The organism is Nonomuraea zeae, from assembly GCF_005889725.1.
Classification (GTDB): Bacteria; Actinomycetota; Actinomycetes; order Streptosporangiales; family Streptosporangiaceae; genus Nonomuraea; species Nonomuraea zeae.
The window spans coordinates 1-13,023 of the sequence record NZ_VCKX01000012.1 but is presented as its reverse complement, the minus strand read 5'-3'; the positions used below and the strand labels follow the sequence as shown (position 1 = coordinate 13,023).

At 71.9% G+C, this 13,023-nt stretch carries 13 protein-coding genes; 1 reads left to right on the top strand and 12 read right to left on the bottom strand.

Annotated elements, in window-relative coordinates; all coding sequences use genetic code 11:
* Positions 1-49: 49 nt before the first annotated feature.
* From ETD85_RS06000 to ETD85_RS05950, 11 genes are all read right to left on the bottom strand, one after another.
* A complete protein-coding gene (locus ETD85_RS06000; protein ID WP_138688599.1) occupies positions 50-868 on the bottom strand; it encodes a GntR family transcriptional regulator in 819 nt (272 codons plus the stop codon).
* 54 nt (positions 869-922) lie between these two features.
* A complete protein-coding gene (locus ETD85_RS05995; protein WP_138688598.1) occupies positions 923-1,792 on the bottom strand; it encodes an amidohydrolase family protein in 870 nt (289 codons plus the stop codon).
* Positions 1,793-1,811: 19 nt separating this feature from the next.
* Positions 1,812-2,834: a substrate-binding domain-containing protein gene (locus ETD85_RS05990; RefSeq protein ID WP_138688597.1), complete on the bottom strand. Its 1,023-nt coding sequence runs from the start codon at positions 2,832-2,834 to the stop codon at positions 1,812-1,814.
* A 78-nt stretch (positions 2,835-2,912) separates the two neighbouring features.
* Positions 2,913-3,779, bottom strand: coding sequence for a substrate-binding domain-containing protein (locus ETD85_RS05985; RefSeq protein WP_138688596.1), 867 nt, complete (start codon positions 3,777-3,779; stop codon positions 2,913-2,915).
* A 55-nt stretch (positions 3,780-3,834) separates the two neighbouring features.
* Positions 3,835-5,055: a DUF3500 domain-containing protein gene (locus tag ETD85_RS05980; protein ID WP_138688595.1), complete on the bottom strand. Its 1,221-nt coding sequence runs from the start codon at positions 5,053-5,055 to the stop codon at positions 3,835-3,837.
* Entirely contained in the window at positions 5,052-5,942 is an 891-nt protein-coding gene (locus ETD85_RS05975) for a substrate-binding domain-containing protein (protein ID WP_138688594.1), read from the bottom strand. Before ETD85_RS05975 ends, ETD85_RS05980 begins: the two co-directional genes overlap by 4 nt.
* A gap of 1 nt (position 5,943) precedes the next feature.
* Complete coding sequence (locus ETD85_RS05970) at positions 5,944-7,587, bottom strand: thiamine pyrophosphate-binding protein (RefSeq protein WP_138688593.1); 1,644 nt, start codon at positions 7,585-7,587, stop codon at positions 5,944-5,946.
* Entirely contained in the window at positions 7,584-8,624 is a 1,041-nt protein-coding gene (locus ETD85_RS05965; RefSeq protein WP_138688592.1) for an amidohydrolase family protein, read from the bottom strand. The genes ETD85_RS05970 and ETD85_RS05965 overlap by 4 nt, the downstream gene beginning before the upstream one ends.
* A 14-nt stretch (positions 8,625-8,638) precedes the next feature.
* A complete protein-coding gene (locus tag ETD85_RS05960) occupies positions 8,639-9,493 on the bottom strand; it encodes an HpcH/HpaI aldolase family protein (RefSeq protein WP_138688591.1) in 855 nt (284 codons plus the stop codon).
* A gap of 49 nt (positions 9,494-9,542) precedes the next feature.
* Positions 9,543-10,172 carry an SRPBCC domain-containing protein gene (locus ETD85_RS05955; RefSeq protein WP_138688590.1) on the bottom strand — a complete coding sequence of 210 codons (630 nt, stop codon included), beginning with the start codon at positions 10,170-10,172 and terminating at the stop codon, positions 9,543-9,545.
* Between the two features lie 34 nt (positions 10,173-10,206).
* Complete coding sequence (locus tag ETD85_RS05950) at positions 10,207-11,010, bottom strand: ABC transporter ATP-binding protein (protein ID WP_138688589.1); 804 nt, start codon at positions 11,008-11,010, stop codon at positions 10,207-10,209.
* 526 nt (positions 11,011-11,536) lie between these two features.
* Here ETD85_RS05950 and ETD85_RS05945 point away from each other — a divergent pair.
* Complete coding sequence (locus tag ETD85_RS05945) at positions 11,537-12,664, top strand: lactonase family protein (protein WP_138688588.1); 1,128 nt, start codon at positions 11,537-11,539, stop codon at positions 12,662-12,664.
* 15 nt (positions 12,665-12,679) lie between these two features.
* Here ETD85_RS05945 and ETD85_RS05940 read toward each other — a convergent pair.
* Positions 12,680-13,023 (bottom strand): transposase (locus tag ETD85_RS05940; RefSeq protein ID WP_170246522.1); only part of this gene is annotated, 344 nt, incomplete at its 5' end.

The window sequence follows — 13,023 nt, the reverse complement described above, 5'->3', positions numbered from 1 at the left end:
GGGGTAGGTCCTTCCTGGCCGTGCGGCGAGCCGTGCGCCGCACGGCCGGTCAATCGGATGCGCGCCCGGGCGCGGCCGGCTGCCGGCCGTTCTCGGACGGCGCCGGCTGCTCGCCGCGCTCCGCGCCTTCATCGGGCCGCGCGCCTTCATCGGGCCGCGCGTCCTGGCCGGTCCGGGCGGCCGGTCCGGCGTCGGCGGCCGTCTGCAGCAGCAGCGCCCGCCGGGCGGAGGCGACGTGGTGGCGCATCGCGGCCACCGCCGCGTCCGGGTTGCGGGTGACGATGGCCAGCAGGATCGCCTGGTGCTCCTCCAGCGACCCGCTCCTCGGGTGCTGTGCGGACAGGTTGCGGTACTGGCGCATGACCAGCGGGTAGAGCAGGGTGTCGTACGCCCGGGCCAGGGTCTGCTGGTGGGCGGCCTCCTTCACCTGCTGGTGGAACTTGCGGTTGCCCTGCGAGTAGCCGGCCTGGTCGCCGCGCCGCTTGCAGTCCTCCATCGCCTCCAGCGTGTCGCGCAGCTCGCGGATCTCCTGCTCGGTGGCCCGCTCCGCGGCCTTGCCCGCCAGCGCGGACTCCAGCACCTCGCGGGCCTCCAGGATGTCCAGCGCCTCCTCGGCCGAGAAGCTGCGTGTGCGCACCCCGCGGTTGACCTCGCTGGTGACGTAACCCTCCTGGGTCAGCCGGACCAGCACCGACCGCATGGTGCTGCGCGAGACGTTGAACATCGTGGTCAGTTCCGCCTCGGTGAGCCGGGTGCCGGGCGCGAGGTTGCCCGACATCAGCAGCGAGCGCAGCCCTTCGTACGCCTGGTTGTGCCGAGTCTGCGAGGTCTTGTCCGGTTCCACGACGTGGTCGCTGACTTCCACCATGATCACCTGTGTCCCAGAAGAGAGATGACGACTGATCCGGGAGTATGTCCGAGCTCAACCCATCCCGCTGGGTTCGACCTGCGCCAGGCTCGGATACAGCCGTCGCGCCGTACCGGCGAAGATCTCCTCCCGGTCCTTCTCGGACAGCCGCGCGAGCACCTCCTCGGCGAGCCGCAGCAGCTCCGGCAGCGACTGCTCGGCGGCCGGGCAGTTCGACCCCCAGGCGATCCGGCCGGCGCCGAACGCCTCGACCACCGGCTCCAGGAAGCCGGCGGCCTCCTCGCCGGCGTCCCGCAGCCGCTCCAGGTTGCGGTGGGTGAGCTTGAGATGCAGGCCGGGGTGCCGGGCGAGCTCGGCCACCTCGCCGCCGGCGTCGGCGGGTGAGGCGGCGATGCCGGGGTAGCCGATGTGGTCCAGGAGCACCCGCACGCCGGGGAACCGCTCCAGCACCTCGCGCAACTGCTTGGTGGCCGGCCCAAGACGCATCTGGAGGCAGACGGGAACGTCGAGCTCTCCCGCCTTCTCCCAGAACTCGTACGTCTCGGGCGCGGCGAACCATTCGCCCTGGACGGGCACGGTGCTCCCGTGGGTGAACAGCCGCACCCCGGCCAGGCCGCCGCGGACCGCCTCCGACAGGCGGGCGGCGGCGTCCGGCCGCAGGGGGTCGAAGGTCCCCACCGCCACGAACCGGTCGGGCCGCTCCCGGGCGCTGTCGAGGACGTAGGAGTTGTCGTACCCGTAGGCCGTGGTGGCCTGCACCAGCACGGCCTGCCGGATGCCGGTCCCGTCCATCCGGTCCGCCATCTCGGCGGCGGTGACCGGCCGGGACTCGGCCCATTCCGACTGTTTGCCGCCGATCGGCGCTCGCGGGTACCTGGTCAGGTCGTCCGAGAGGACATGGCAGTGGGTGTCGATCACGTACACGTTCCGTTCCTTCCTGCGGTCAGGCGTCCGGGTAGTCGCCCTGCGCGAACAGCGCGCGGAGGTCGGTGGGGAAGTCCGGGCCGAGCAGGCCCTGGTCCCGGGAGTACCGCACGAGGGCGTTCAGGCTCGGCTCGTTGGCCCCGATGCCGTAGGGGACGGGGTCGCCGCCGATCTGCCGCGCCTGGCGGGCGAACCGCGCGAGCCCGGACCAGCCGGGGTCGGCGGCGAGGTGGCGGCGCTTGCTCTCCGCCAGCGCCGCGTACAGCGCCGTCGGCAGGCCGGGGTCACGTTCGACCAGCTCGGAGCGGATCGCGATCACCGAGTGGAGCGGGTAGATCCCGGTACGCAGGTACCAGTCGGCGCTGAGCACCCCGGGCTCGGCGAAGAGCGGATACGGGCCGTCGGCGCCGCCGTCCTCGCCCAGGGCGCCACTGCCGATCCCGGAGACGGTCCCAGAGGCAGTAGCGGTCGCGGTCCAGTTCGCCCGGGGCGGGCCGGCGCGTCCGGTCCCGGCGTTGCCGGTGAGCGCGGCGTCCAGCTCACCGGTGCGCAGCAGCTCGCCCAGGGAGCGCCCGTCGGTGACCCGCTCGACGTTCGCGGGGGCGCGGCCCTCGATGTGGTCGTCGTCGTCCACCACCCACGTGATCTTCTCGTGGGCGACGCCGTACTCCTCGGACAGGACGCCGCGCACCCACACGCCGGTGCTCACCGAGTACGCGCGCACCCCGGCCCGCCGTCCCTCCAGGTCCCGCGGCACCCGGATGCCCGACAGCGCGGCGCACTGGATGTCCTCGTGGTGGAAGCGCCGGTTGAGGAACACCGGGATCCCGATGATCGGCACCCCCTTTTGGAGGGCCATCAGGTAGGACACGGGCGCCAGCTCGCACACGTCGTACTCGAGGTCCCGGATCATCCGCCGGTACGCGGCGATGATCGGCCTGACCTCCACCGGCTCGACCCGGTAGCCGTCCACCTCGGCACCGCCGTCCAGCAGTGCCCGCCCGTGCGGGTAATCCCCGAGGGCCACCGAGAGCTTCTCCATACCCTGCCTTCCGATCCGCACGTCGTGAATGTCATGGGGTCCGCCTGGGATCGGCCCCCGAATGCCGGTCACCCGGCCTCAGCCGCCCAGGCGCGACGAGGGGACCCCGAGGGCCGCGCAGGAACGCGCGACCAGCTCGTCGAAGTCCACCGGCCGCGGCAGCGCGTCCTGCTCCAGCGCGTACGCCGCCACCTGCGTCACCGGGCCGCGCAGCGCCTCGAAGCCCACCGGGTTCAGGTCCGTCCCGCTGTCCGCGAGCAGGTCGCGCATCGCGTCGTAGGCCGCGCAGACGGCGGCCGGGTGCTCCCGCGCGGCCTTCTCGCCGACGCCCACGACATGGTTGACCGGGACGAATCCCTTGTCCGCCGACCAGGCGGCGGCCACCTGGGCGGGGCCGGCGATGGCGGTGCGGACGCGGTCGTCCGCCGGCAGCTCGTTGCCCATGATCCCGAAGTCGAGGCGGCCTTCGAGGAAGTCCGCCGGCAGGCTGGCCCCTTCCGGCGCGCGGCGCACGTACGCCGGGTCGTGCTGCCCGTCCACGTGCCCGCCCTCGTACACCACCCAGTCGACCTTGCGTAGATCGACCCCGTACTGCTCGGTGAGGAAGCCGCGCACCCAGACGCCGGTGGTCTGGCTCCACGAGCGGATGCCCACGCTATGGCCCTCGACGTCCGCGACGGTCAGGTCGCCGCAGGTCACCAGGGTCTGGTGCTGGAAGCGGCCGAGCGCGGTGACGGGGAGCAGGACCACCGGCCGGTCGTGGGCGACGGCCTGCAGCAGCGTCACGATCGGCAGCTCGCAGATGTCGGCCGACGACTCGGCGATCATGCCGCGCGCGGCCCTGTTCACCGGGCGGACATCGAGCCGCTCCACCTCCGTGCCGGTCCCGCGGACGGCCGACTCGGCTGCGGCCGCGAGATCGTCGCGGCCCAGAACCACCTTCACTTGCGCTCCTCCTTGATGGGCGTGGGCCGCTGCGCCGCACGGGGTCCGCCGCCGGTCACCGGTGGAACCGCTCATGGTGCTGGCGCAGCAGGTCGATGCCGTAGTCGTTTCCGTTGGGCGTGCGGACCACGGTGTGGATGTGCCGGCGCGTCGGCGTGTCGTTGTCGAACATCACACCGGCCTGGTGCTCGAACTCGATGAGGATCACCGGGCTGTGGACGCGGTAGTAGAAGACCCCTTCGGGGCCCGGGTCGCCGATCCAGGCGAAGTAGGTCTCCGCCTCGTGGGCGCGGACCTCGTCCATCCGGATCCGGGCGTGCTCCTCGCGGGCCCGGTTCACGTACAGGCCGATCAGGTCGGAGGCGGTCTCGCGCTGCGGCCCGGTGAGCTCGCCCAGCGGCAGGCCCGCGTAGTTCAGCTCGAAATTGTCGCGGAAGGCGCCGGTGAACAGGTCGGGCGGCAGCTCCTCCGCGATCACCGCGAGCTTGCGCTGCTCGCCGGTCAGGCTGGTGAACAGCCGGTGGCCGACGGCCTCCTCGCGGCGGAAGGCGCTGGTTCCGGCGTACCTGCCGGACTCGGCGATCACCGGCTCCGCGCCGAGGAAGGTCGGGGTGAGCGTCATCTGGTCCCCGGCGAAGACACAGTTGACGTTGACGTGGTGGCCGTCGAGCTGCCAGCCCCACGCGCCCTGCTCGGGCGATCCGTAAACGCTGAACCAGTAGATCCACTCGTTGAGCAGGTCCTGTTCGCCGCGCAGCTCGCCGATGGTCAGGTTGAGGTGCATCAGGTCGACGACCTGCGTGTATCCGTACGCGCTGAGGCTGGCGCGGACCAGGGCGAGCGCCTTGTCCCGCTTGCCGTCGTCGAGGTCCTCCAGGCACAGGCCGTGCCGCAGGAAGTACCGGGCGCCGTTCGCCCAGTGCCGCCAGGTCTCGTCGTCCATGGCGAACCGGCCCTGCGCCACTTCCTGGGGCGTCAGCGCGGACAGGTAGTCCTCGGCCGCCCGCCGGACGCCGCTGACGTCCAGTCCGGTGGCGTGCAGCGGGAACAGTCCCGGCCGCGGGCCGTCCGGTGTGGCCACCCCGCGGAAGGGCTCCGCGGCCGCGCGCCGCCGCCAGTCGATCTTCGCGTGCAGTTCCGGCGTGATCACGTCGGGGCGCCGGGTGGGGGCATGGCCCCGCCTGCGCAATCCCGTCATCGCCGCCTCCCTTCGTGCTGCTGTCTCGTCCTGCGGCCCGCCCGCGCTCGCCGCCGCGGGCATGTCCTGAGCCCTCATGTGAGGAAGGCCGCTTCCTTCTCGATGGCGGCGAGGTCGATCGGCGCGCGCACGAGCTCCTGTTCGAGGGCGTACCGGGCGGCCAGGTCCAGGCAGCCGGCCAGCTGCTCGCTCCAGCCGGCCGCGACCGCGCGGCCCGCCGGTGAATCGTCGCGACGGTCCGCGGTGGCGCCGATCGCGTCCGCCAGGGCGTGGTACAGCGCGCGTACCGCGTCCGGGTCCGCGCGCAACACGTCGTCGCGGACCACGACCAGGTGGTTGGCCGGGACGAAACCGTGGTGGTCCAGCCACGCGCGCTCCGCGTCGTGGGCGTCCGGGATGACCGGGACCAGGCCCGCGCCCTGGCCGCCGATCGCGCGCGGGCCGAGCACGGCGGCCGCCACCTCGCCGTCGCGCAGCAGGTCGGCGACCTGCCCGGCCGATGACCGCGTCACGTACGCGGGCTCCCGGTAGTGCCGTACGTGGGGCTCTTCCGTGGTGACCCAGGTGACGTCGGAGGCTTCGACGCCGTACTGCTCGCGCAGGATGCCGCGGACCCACAGGCCCGTGGTCTGGCTGTAGGAGCGCACCCCGACCCGCTGCCCCGCGAGCTCGCCGGGGGCGAGCGCGGGGCCGCCGGGCAGGCGGGTGAGCGAGCGGTGGTGGGTGCCGCCGATCAGCACCACGGGCAGCAGGGTGATCGGTACGCCCGCCTCCCGCGCCTGGAGGTAGGTCGCCAGCGCCAGCTCGCACACGTCGAACTCCAGGTCGCGCACCATGCGGGCGAAGGCGGGGTACAGCGGGGACGAGCTGGCGAACCGGCAGTCCACGCCCGCCACGGCGAGCGTCCCGTCCTTGAGCGGGCGCGTGTGCGGGTAGTCGCCCAGCAGGACCGTCAGCGCCGCCATCTCACACGTCCTCGCCGTGCAGGAGCCGGCGGTAGGGAACGCTGACCACGTTCCGGGTGATCCGGACGTCGATCACGGTGGGGCGGGGGGCGCGTACGTACTCCGCGAGGGCGGCGCGCAACTGGTCGGCGGTCCGGACGGTGGCCCCGCCGCCGCCGAGCGCCACCGCGACCGGGCCCAGCTCCGGCGTCGGGATCACCGCGAGCTGCGGGTCCAGGCCGGCGGCCGCCGCCTTGTGGTACTCGGCGCCCAGGCCCTCGTCGTTCATGACGACGACCAGGATCGGGATGCCGTAGCGGCAGGCGGTCTCGAACTCCGGCAGGTGCATCAGGAAGCTGGCGTCGCCCTCGACCACGAAGGCGGGCCGGTTGCCGTCGGCCACGATGGACCCGATGGTCAGCAGCGGAGCCTGGCCGATGGCGCCGAACATGCCGTAGTTCGACAGGACCTCGCGCGAGCGCTGGAAGAGCATGGTGCCGAAGTCGGTCTGGTGGCCGCTGCCCAGGACCAGGCCGATGTCGCCGGGGATCTCCTCGTCCAGGACGTGGATCACCTCGCGCGGGTCCATCCGGCCAGGCTCGTCGCGGAACTCCGCGGGGGCCACCAGCGGGGCGGTCAGCCGGTGCAACACCTCGGCGGTGTGGTAGCCCTCGGCCCGGCCTTCCAGCGCCTGGCTCAGCTCGGTGAGGGCGGTGACCGCGTCGGCCCTGATGTAGGAGTCCGCCACCGCGCCGTTGCCCATGACGATGTGCGGAGCCGTGTCGATCTGGATGTACCGGGCGTCCGGGAACAGGTAGCCGTGCTCGATCGTGTAGTGGTTCAGGCTGGCGCCCACCGCGATCACGCAGTCGGCCTCCTGCAGCAGCTCCATCGCGGTCTTGTTGCCGTACAGGCCGGCGATGCCCACGTGGTAGTCGGTGTCGCCGCACAGCCAGTTCTTCGCCTGCAGGGTGGTGGCCAGCAGGGCGCCGGTCTGCGCCTGCAGCCGCAGGATCTGCTCGCCGGCCTCCGCGCGGCGCGCCCCACGACCGGCGATGATGACCACGCGCTTGCTCGTGCGGATGATGTCGCGGGCCGCCTCGATCGCCGCCGGGTCGGGCAGCGAGCGCACGTGCGGGATGAGGTCGGTGGAGGGGACGTAGTGGTCGCCGTCCTCGCACTCCTGCTTCTGGACGTCGATCGGCGCGCTGAGCATGATCGGCCGGGAGTCGGTGCGCGCGAGGTAGAAGGCCCGCTGCACGGCCTCCTCCGCCAGGTCGGCCCGGGACACGTGCACGAAGCCGCACTCGATCGCGGCGGCGAAGCGCCGCTGGTCCAGGTACTGCACGGCGCCCTGGTCGCCCCAGGCCGTCTCACCGCAGAAGGCGACCAGCGGGGTGCGCGCCCGGCTCGCCACGATCATCGAGGTGGCGAGCTGGGCGACGCCCGGCCCGCTGGTGGTCGTCACGACGCCCGGCCGCCCGGCCGTCCGCGCCCACCCGTCGGCCATGCCCAGGCCGGAGCCCTCGTGCCGCACCTCGTACAGCCGCACGCCGCGCCGGGCGAGGGCGTTCATCCAGTGCATGTTGGCATCGCCCATCATGCCGAAGACGTCGCTCGTGCCCTCCGCGACGAACGCCTGGGCGAGTAGCTCGTAAACCTTCACTTCATGGTCCCTTTCAGCACGCCCTCCAGCCGCCCGAACACGCGCAGCGCGTTGCCGCCGTACACCGCCTGACGGGCGGTGCCGTCCAGGGCCGGGATGGAGTCGAGGAGGTACTTGGTGTCGTCGAAGCGCCGCCCGGTCTCGGGGTCCACGGCGCGGACGGCGCCGATCATCTCCGAGGCGAACAGCACGTTGGCCGTGGGGATGACGTCCACCAGGAGTTCCAGCCCCCGCCGGTGGTACACGCAGGTGTCGAAGAAGACGTTGCGCAGCACCGCCTCCTCCAGCGGTGGGCGGCCCTGGTCCAGCAGGAAGCCCCGGTACCGGCCCCAGTGGTAGGGGACGGCGCCGCCGCCGTGCGGCAGGATGAGCTTCAGGGTGGGGAAGTCCTGGAACAGCTCCGACTGGCACAGCTGCATGAACGCCGCGGTGTCGCCGTTGAGATAGTGGGCGCAGGTGCCCTGCAGAGCCGGGTTCCGCGACATCGCGACGTGGATCATGGCCGGCACATCGAGCTCGGTCAGCTTCTCGTAGAGCGGGTAGTACACCCGGTCGGTCAGCGGGGGCGCCTGCCAGAAGCCGTCGGAGGGGTCCGGGTTGAGCAGGCAGCCGACGAATCCCAGCTCTTCGACGCAGCGTTCCAGCTCGGCCACGCTGTTGCGGACCGAGGCGGCGAGGGCGGCGCCCGGCGACTGGGGCAGCTGGCACACGCCGACGAACTTGCCGGGGAAGAGCGCGCACACGCGGGCGATCAGGTCGTTGCTGACCCGGGACCAGTCCAGGCTGGTCCGCTCGTCGCCGTAGTGGTGGGCCATCTTCCCGGCTCCGGGGGAGAAGAGCGTGAGGTCCGTGCCGCGCTCTTGCTGCAGCTTGAGCTGGCCCTGCTCGATGGCGGTCCTGATCTCGTCGTCGGTGATGCGCAGCTCGCCGGGCGACACCCGCTCGCCCGACTCCTCGAACGCCCGGATCTGCCGTTCCCGCCACTCGCCGAGCGCGGGAGGGGCGGTGGTGAAGTGGCCGTGACAGTCGATGATCATGAAAGGTCTCCTCGTCAGGCTCGGCCGGTCAGGGCGCGGCCCAGGTCGAGACCCGGGTACGAGCGCACGGGGGCCGTCATCAGGAACCGGTAGCCGTCCTCGATCACCTGCTTGACGTTGTCGGCCGTGACGTGGGGATGGCCGACGGCGACCCCGCGTTCGGCGCAGACGTCGAGGATGCGGCGCTTGGACTCCATGACGCGCGGGTGGTCGTACTGGCGGGGCACCCCCAGCTCCTGGCTCAGGTCGCCCTCGCCGGGCAGGACCAGGCCGATGCCCGGGACCTGGTCGAGGATGTCCGGCAGGTTCTCGATGCCGCGCTGGTCCTCGATCATGACGGCGACGAGAATCTCGCCGTCCGGGTCGAGCGGCCACACGTCGCTCCTGGCGTAGTACTCCTGGTTCGACACGCCCCAGTAGCGCGCCGCCGCGGCCGGGCTGTCGCCGCGCAGACCGGCGGGCTCGTGGCGCGGGGTGCCGGGCAGCCGCGGGTAGCGGCAGGCCGCGACCGCGTTGTACGCCTCCGCCACCGAGGTGACGTGCGGCCACACGATGCCGTACGCGCCCAGGTCCAGGGCCTGCTTGGCGTGCCACTGGGATTTCTCGCCGCCGTTGGCGGGGATCCGCACCAAGGGGGTGACCGGGGCCGCGAGGCTGCCGGCGGTGAAGATCTGGCGCCGGTTCAGCAGGTACTGCAGGCTGTCCCGGAGCGCGATGACGTCCCACGGCTTGTGCTCGGTCTCCAGGACCAGGCCGTCATAGTCGGTGGTGCTGAATTCGACCGCGGCCGCCGGATCCGGCGCGCAGAAGGACGCGAAGACGTGCTCTCCCGCCGCCAAGCCGCCGATCACCCTGTTCAGCCTGGGCATTGCCACTTCCCGCCTCCTTCGACTGCTCTCGTGATTGCCTGGGTGGGGATCAACGCCGGCCTCCGCTGCCGGCGGGCCGGCGTCGCTCCAGAAGCCGCGCCCACCAGGCCCGCAACCGGCCGAACAGACCGGTGCTCGCTTCGGCCGTGCCGGTCGGGCCGGTCGCCGCGGTCGCCGCGGTCGCCGCGGTCGCCGCGGTCGCTTCGGTCCTGCCGGTCGCTTCGGCCGCCGGACCGGCGCAGCGCTGGACCAGCTGGTCGGAGAACTCCTTCGTCATCCGCGTGACGACGGCTCCGGCGCCCGACTCGACCAGCGAGGCGAGCTTGCCGTTGATGGTGATCTCGCCGCTCACACTCACCCGCGCCTGGCCCGGCCCGGCCTGCGCCACCCGGAACGTGGCGTCCGCGGTGAAGCGGGTGGCCCGCTGGCCGTCCCGGCCGCGCGCCGACAGGCGGCCTTCGCGTTCGTCCGCGGCCAGGTCGAGGGTGACCCGGGCGGCGAACCTGACGCGTACGGCGCCGAACTTGACGACCAGCGTCCCGTCGAACGAGCCGTCGTCGTGGGCTGCCCCGAGCACGGCGCCGCTGATGCAGGACACGACGTCGGCCGGGTTCGAGATGACCTCCCACACGCGGGCCGGGGGACTCGGGACGGCGATCTCTTCCGTGATCGATATCAATGCCGCCGCCCTCGCTCGGCGGCTCGGCCGGCCCTCACGCCGTGGTGTCCGCGGTCTGCGTCTCGGAGCTGAACAGGCTCCAGAGGTCGTTGTAGAGCTCGGCGAACTCCGGCGACTCGACGAGAGAGCTGATCTGGCGCGGGCGCTCGAACGGGACCGGCAGGACGCGGCGGATCGTGCCCGGCCCGTCGGACATCACGATGACCTCGTCGGCCAGGTAGATCGCCTCGTTCAGGTCGTGCGTGACGAAAACGAGCGTGCCGCGCTCCTCCTGCCAGAGGTTGAGCAGGTCCTGCTGGAGCCTGAGCCGGGTGATGGCGTCCAGCGGGCCGAAGGGCTCGTCCATCAGCACGATCGACGGCTCGTAGATCAGCGCTCGCGCGATCGAGACGCGTTTCTGCATGCCGCCGGACAGCTCCCGGGGGAAGTGGTCCTCGAACCCGGTGAGACCGACCATCTTGATCCAGTGCTGGATCCGCGCGTTCCGCTCCTCCTTCGGGACCTTGCGGAACTTCAGCGCCAGGCCGATGTTGGCCCGCACGCTCAGCCAGGGGAGCAGGTTGGCCTGCTGGGTGACGTACGCGGCCTCGGAGTTGACCCCCGTGACCGGCGCGCCGTTGAAGTGCACCTCGCCCTGTGCCGGGAAGAGCAGCCCCGCGGCCAGGTTGAGCAGGGTGCTCTTGCCGCACCCGCTGGGCCCGATCACGGCGACGAACTTGCCGCGCCCGACCTGGAACGATACGTCCTCGATGGCCGGCCGGTGGGCACCGGGGAACTCTAGGGTGACGTGCTCGAAGCGGAGTGCGTCCGGATGGGGGGCGAGAGGGTTGTTCGACAACGTGTGCCTCCTTGACCGCCGGGAACGGCGGGTAGGGAAGTTGTGTGCGCGTGTCCGGGTGGCGTCCCTCGGACACGCAGTCGCTGATGCGCTGATGCGTGGCTGGTGTGTCCGGCGTTCGCACGCCGGTCCGATCGCCTGCCGCTCTGTTCATGGATTGTCCGACAAGCGATGAACGAAACGTAACAGTGCCGACTCATAACTACAAGAGTCTGCAACATGGACTTGGCTGATTGTCCAACAATCAGTGCACGGCCTGCTCTTCCGCGCCGGGCGACGATCGCGAAACCTTACGTTGCGCCGGATGCAACCATGAGATCGGCGGCAGCTCTGGACGATCGGCCGCGGCTGGCCCAGACTGTGGCACTACGTGGTTGGCGTCTGGCGTTCGCACGGCTGGTCCTCGACAGGTGTTCTTCGCGAACAGAGAGGTCAGCCGCCAATGTGGGACTCAGAACACATCGAAACCGAGGCTTCGCCGTCCGGATCCGCCTGGCGGCCGTCCCGGAGAACGGCTCTGCGAACGGTGCTGTCCACCGCCGCGGCGGCCGTGGGGGCGCTCGCCGGCGCGCGCGGCGCCGAGGCGGCGGCCGGCACGACGGCGGAGCGGCTCTACATCGGCACCTGGCGGGGCACCCAGGTGAACGGCGCCCGGTTCGACCCGGACGGCGCGACGCTGACCCCGTCCGGAGTCGTGGCGCAGGTGAATTCGAGCTGGCAGGCGAGACACCCGTCGAAGCCGGTTCTCTACGTGGGCAGCGGGGACAGCGGCGGCACCGTCTCCGCGTTCCGGATCGACCGGGGGAGCGGCGCCCTCGACCTGATCGGCCGGGCGACCACGGACAGCGCCGGCACGCCCGGTGGCCTGTCTTATATCGGGGTGGACCGACCCTCGGGCACCGTGCTGGCGGCGAACTTCGCGGCGGGCCTGGTCGCGGCCCTGCCGATCCGGCCTGACGGCGGGCTCGGCTCCCCGGTGTCCGTCGTGGTGGACACCGGCTCGGGCCCGCACCCCCGCCAGGCGGGTCCGCACCCGCACCACGTGACCGTGGACCCGAGCGGCCGGTTCGCGCTGGTCGCGGACTTCGGCGCGGACCGCGTGTTCGCCTACCGCTTCGACCGCAGGACGCGCGTTCTGTCCGCCGGCGGGCCGGCCGGCCCGCGCTTCTACGCGGCGAGCCCGGGCTCGGGTCCGCGCCGCCTGCTGTTCCACCCCAACGGCCGCACCCTCTACCTGCTGAACGAGCTGACGGCGGACCTCCAGGTCCTCGGCTGGAGCCCCAGGACGGGAGAGCTCACGCCCGGCCAGAGCGTGTCCACCGACTCACCCGAGTACACCGGCACCAAGAGTGCGGCCGAGCTGGGAATGAGCCGCGACGGCCGCTTCGTCTACGCCTCGAGTCGCGGGGAGAACACCATCGTCGTGTTCGCGGCCGACCGGGCGACCGGCCGGCTCACGCTCGTCCAGCGCATCCCCTGCGGCGGGCTGTCGCCGTGGAGCTTCACGATCCACCGCGGCGGCCGGTGGATGCTGGTGGCGAACCAGGTGAGCAGCACCGTCAACCTGTTCGGCGTCGATCCGCGGTCCGGGCGGCTGGCGGACACCGGGACGTCCATGCCCGTCCCGAACCCGGACTGCATAACGTTCGGCTAAGAGCTGTTTCTTAGATCAGGTGCGGAGCCAGATGACCAGAGCTGCCAGGGTGACGGTGCCGCGAAAGATGTAGGCGCGTTTGTCGTAACGCGTGGCCACGGCCCGGAAGTTCTTCAGCCGGTTGATCGCCCGTTCGACGACGTTCCTGCCCTTGTAGCGTTCGGCGTCAAAGCCGGTGGGCCGTCCTCCGGCCGAGCCGCGCCGACGCCGGTGGGCGCGTTGGTCGCGCGGCTCGGGGATGGTGTGGCGGATCTTACGGCGGCGCAGGTAGGCGCGGTTGGCGCGGGAGGAGTAGGCCTTGTCCGCGGTCAGGCTGTCGGGCCGGGTGCGGGGACGTCCCGGCCCGAGCCGGGGGATGC

Coding starts and splice junctions, on each gene's coding strand:
- ETD85_RS06000 (WP_138688599.1), bottom strand. CDS start 868: ATGGTGGAAGTCAGCGACCACGTCGTGGAACCGGACAAGACCTCGCAG.
- ETD85_RS05990 (WP_138688597.1), bottom strand. CDS start 2,834: ATGGAGAAGCTCTCGGTGGCCCTCGGGGATTACCCGCACGGGCGGGCA.
- ETD85_RS05980 (WP_138688595.1), bottom strand. CDS start 5,055: ATGAGGGCTCAGGACATGCCCGCGGCGGCGAGCGCGGGCGGGCCGCAG.
- ETD85_RS05975 (WP_138688594.1), bottom strand. CDS start 5,942: ATGGCGGCGCTGACGGTCCTGCTGGGCGACTACCCGCACACGCGCCCG.
- ETD85_RS05965 (WP_138688592.1), bottom strand. CDS start 8,624: ATGATCATCGACTGTCACGGCCACTTCACCACCGCCCCTCCCGCGCTC.
- ETD85_RS05960 (WP_138688591.1), bottom strand. CDS start 9,493: ATGCCCAGGCTGAACAGGGTGATCGGCGGCTTGGCGGCGGGAGAGCAC.